The following is a 3,556-nucleotide window of genomic DNA, read 5'->3' on the forward strand; positions in this document are numbered from 1 at the left end:
AAAGAGCGCCTGGCTTACTTGCGCTGGCTCGGCGCGATGAGCGAGCGCCTGCGCCGACGCAAGCCCGATCGGCTGGCGCGCATCGAGTTTCTCGAAACGCTCTGGTACGAGAGCCGGCGCGCGGGGGTGGACCCGGCATTGGTGCTCGGGCTGGTCCAGGTCGAAAGCGGTTTTCGCAAGTACGCGGTGTCAGTCGCCGGCGCGCGCGGCTACATGCAGGTGATGCCGTTCTGGCTGCGCGTCATCGGCGGTGGCGGCGACGACGTCGGTCGCTTGTTTCACCTGCAGACCAATCTGCGCTTCGGGTGCGTGATCCTTCGTCACTACCTCGACAGAGAGCGCGGCGATCTGTTCATGGCGCTGGGCCGCTACAACGGAAGCCGCGGCCGGGCCCCCTATCCGCAGCTGGTGTTCGATGCTCGGCGGCGCTGGGAATACGAGGTCGGCTGAGGTGCGGCGCGCCGGTTGAGTTACGTGCGGCTACTGGCGAATCGAGGAGCGCCTAAAGCCCCGTCCACGCCCTGGGCTGCGCGCCGTCGATTCCGATCAACGCGAGCACACGCTCGACCGTGTCCGCCACCAGCTCTGCCACCGAGGCCGGCCGGTGATAGAAGGCCGGCAGCGGCGGGAAAACCACGGCGCCCATTTCGGTGACGGCGGTCATGTTGCGCAGATGGGCCAGATTGAATGGCGTCTCGCGGACCATGAGCACCAGCCGGCGGCGTTCCTTGAGCGTCACGTCGGCCGCGCGCGTCAGCAGGTTGTCACCGTAGCCGTGCGCAATGGCGGCCAACGTTTTCATGGAACACGGCGCCACCACCATGGCCGCTGTCGCAAAGCTGCCGCTCGCGACGCAGGCGCCTACGTCGGCCGGGTTGTGCGCGTGGTCGGCCAGTGCTTCAAGCGTTTTGCGGTCCAGGCCGAGCTCATGATGAACGTTGAGCACCCCGGCCGGGGTGACGATCACGTGGGTTTCGGCGCCGAGCTCGCGCGCACGCTCCAGCAGCCGCAATCCGTAAACCGCGCCGGTCGCGCCGGTGATGCCGACAACCAGGCGGGGGCCGCTCATGGTCGGAACGCGCGCAACCTCAGGCTGCCTTTTTCACTCTTGCACGAGGACAGGTGCCAGCGCACTGCGCCGTGTGCCGGTGCTCGGGAGGCTAAGGCGAGACTCAAGCGCTGAACAGGGACTTGAGTTCGCCGGCCTGGTGCATCTCCATCATGATGTCGGAGCCGCCGACGAATTCGCCGTTGACGTAGAGCTGGGGGATCGTCGGCCAGTTGGCGTAGTCCTTGATGCCCTGGCGGATCGCTTCGTCCTCGAGCACGTTCACGGTCGCAAGATCGGACACGCCGTTGGCCTTGAGAATCTGGATCGCGCGGCCAGAAAAGCCGCACATCGGGAACTGGGCCGTGCCTTTCATGAACAGCACCACGCGATGGCCCTTCACCAGCTGATCGATGCGTTGCTGAACGTCGGTGGAAATCGGGGTCATGGTCGGCTCGCGGAAGAAAAAATTGGATTGCGAAGCTTATACGGCAAAGCCGCCGCCGCACGCCGAGCCGCACAAAGCCCCACCCGTTCTCGCTCAGAATGAATACGACAGACCGAGCTGGAGCAGCGGGCTGATCTCGAGCCCGCGCACCGTGTCGGCAATGGTTTGCTGGCCCAGGCGCACGGCCGAGCGCGGCTGCAAGGCCATCACGCCGACGTCGGCGCTGAAGCCCCAGCCGCCGCCGCTGCCCTTGAGCCACTGCAACCCGGTGTAGCCGACTCCAAGATAGGGCGCCGAATGTGTCGAGGAGTCGTCGCCGTCGAGCGCAGCGAGCGGTGCCGACAGGCTGAAGCTGCGGCGTTCGGCGCTGAAGCCGCTGCCCAGCCCGGAAAGGCTGGCCGGCAGGATGGATCCGTGACCTGCCTGGCGCACACCGACGATCAAGCCGCCGCTGGCTCGGAAGCCGCCGCTGTACGGGCTGGTCGGCGCCAAGCCTTGTTGCGTGAAGTAGTAGTCGCCGAGGAGGCTCAGGCTTTGCATCGAGCGGGCGCTGCTGTCGAAGCCCGACTCGTAGCTCCCGCCGGAAACATCGCTGCGGCTGGACGTGACTGCCAAGCGGCCCTGCCAACGGGGCCATGCCGCCTGCCCTGTGCGCAGCCCCTGCCCGGTGGCCGCCGACAAATCTGCCCGCTCGGCTGATTGGACCGGTGCAGCTGCGCCGAGTCCCGCCGAGGTGATCGCAGCCAGCACAACAGCAGCGGAGTACCGAGCAGACAAGCGGCGCAGCAGCGAGCGGAACAGGCAGCGGTGCAGTGACATGACGAGCTCCTCTTGGCAAACCGAAGCGGCCGGACCGACGGACGGGAGCGGCGCCTCCATGGAAGCCATGCTAGCTCGCGCGCCGCGGGCTAGCAGCGCGCCGGACCACGCTGAATGGCCAAATTCGACCGGCACCGCCCGCTTCCGCATGAATGGGGGGGTGTGCCGGGCCGGCGGGCGATGCGCTGGCGCAACGGAAGCTGCCGCCTGGCGCCTTCGAGCCGGCGCGGCGCTCTCAGAAGCGCAGGCTTGTCCGCCCGATCTGGCCCACTCGCAGCGCGCGCTCGATGCCTTCAACGATGACGGCGTTCATGCCGAGCGTGACCGCGCCGCCCACCCGCGGGTCGCTGCGGTAGGTGGCCAGCGTGTCCCCGGGTTCGGTGCCCGGCTCGCCGGTCTGCGGGTCGACGTTGGGAATCGGGCAGCGCGTGCAGGGCTTGACCAGCTTCAGCCGCACGGCGCCTTCGGGCGTGTCGAAGGTGATCTCGTCGAGGAAGTCCTCGCCATGCGCGTCCAGCCCGGTCAGCACGACATTCGGGCGGAATCGCTGCATCGTCACCGGGGCCACATCGCGGTAGGCCAGGCGCTCGTTGAGCGCATCGAGAGAGGCCTGCGAAAGCACGAGGAGCGGAAATTCATCGCTGAACGCGGCTTCGGCCTCGATCGCACCGGTCCAGGCGCGGCTGGCCAGACGCTTTTGTTCGGGGTCGAAGCGCACCAGCCGCAGCGGCTGACGCAGGAAGTCGCTGAACCATTGGGCCGCGAGCGCGCCCATGTCGTAGGCGGCGACGTCGTCGTTCCAGATTCTCACGCGCACCGCGGCATCGACCGTATCGAGTGCGAGGTGCAGCGCCAGCATGCCGGGCGCGCGCAGCACCAGTTCGCTGTGCCGCAGATCGCAGTGCACGAGTGCCAGCCGGGGCAGTTCGCGCTGGCTGACGGACTCGCCCTGGTCGTCGACCAGCATCCAGGCGCGGTCGAATTCCAGGCCGGTCTCGATCAGCAGCACTTCGTCGAGGTCGACGCCGGCGCAGGATTTGACCGGGTACACGTGCAGTCCCGCAATCGTCACGTTCGATTCACTCATGCGCGAGATTATCGAGGCGCCGGCGCCGCATCCTGCACCTGGGCGTGGTCAGCCCAGTCGTTTCGCGGGCTTCGCCGAGCGAGGCTGCGGGAGGCGGCGCGCAAGGCCGGCCGCGATTCAGGCGTGCGAATCGCACCGTTCAGCGACCGAACAA

5 protein-coding genes are annotated in these 3,556 nt (G+C 67.6%); 1 reads left to right on the forward strand and 4 read right to left on the reverse strand.

Annotation, left to right across the window (positions count from 1 at the left end):
• A partial coding sequence (locus H0W38_RS18815; protein WP_292457012.1) for a lytic transglycosylase domain-containing protein occupies positions 1-450 on the forward strand: 450 nt, incomplete at its 5' end.
• 52 nt (positions 451-502) lie between these two features.
• Here the strand turns inward: H0W38_RS18815 and H0W38_RS18820 are convergent.
• From H0W38_RS18820 to H0W38_RS18835, 4 genes are all read right to left on the reverse strand, one after another.
• Positions 503-1,069, reverse strand: a complete 567-nt coding sequence (locus H0W38_RS18820; protein WP_292457015.1) for a UbiX family flavin prenyltransferase — start codon at positions 1,067-1,069, stop codon at positions 503-505.
• A gap of 103 nt (positions 1,070-1,172) precedes the next feature.
• A complete protein-coding gene (grxD, locus tag H0W38_RS18825) occupies positions 1,173-1,496 on the reverse strand; it encodes a Grx4 family monothiol glutaredoxin (RefSeq protein WP_292457017.1) in 324 nt (107 codons plus the stop codon).
• 93 nt (positions 1,497-1,589) lie between these two features.
• Positions 1,590-2,315, reverse strand: coding sequence for a hypothetical protein (locus tag H0W38_RS18830; protein WP_292457019.1), 726 nt, complete (start codon positions 2,313-2,315; stop codon positions 1,590-1,592).
• A 235-nt stretch (positions 2,316-2,550) separates the two neighbouring features.
• Positions 2,551-3,402, reverse strand: coding sequence for an MOSC N-terminal beta barrel domain-containing protein (locus H0W38_RS18835; protein WP_292457020.1), 852 nt, complete (start codon positions 3,400-3,402; stop codon positions 2,551-2,553).
• Positions 3,403-3,556: the final 154 nt, after the last annotated feature.

Origin of the sequence: Methylibium sp. (assembly GCF_013817365.1) — a bacterium.
Taxonomy (GTDB): domain Bacteria; phylum Pseudomonadota; class Gammaproteobacteria; order Burkholderiales; family Burkholderiaceae_C; genus Methylibium.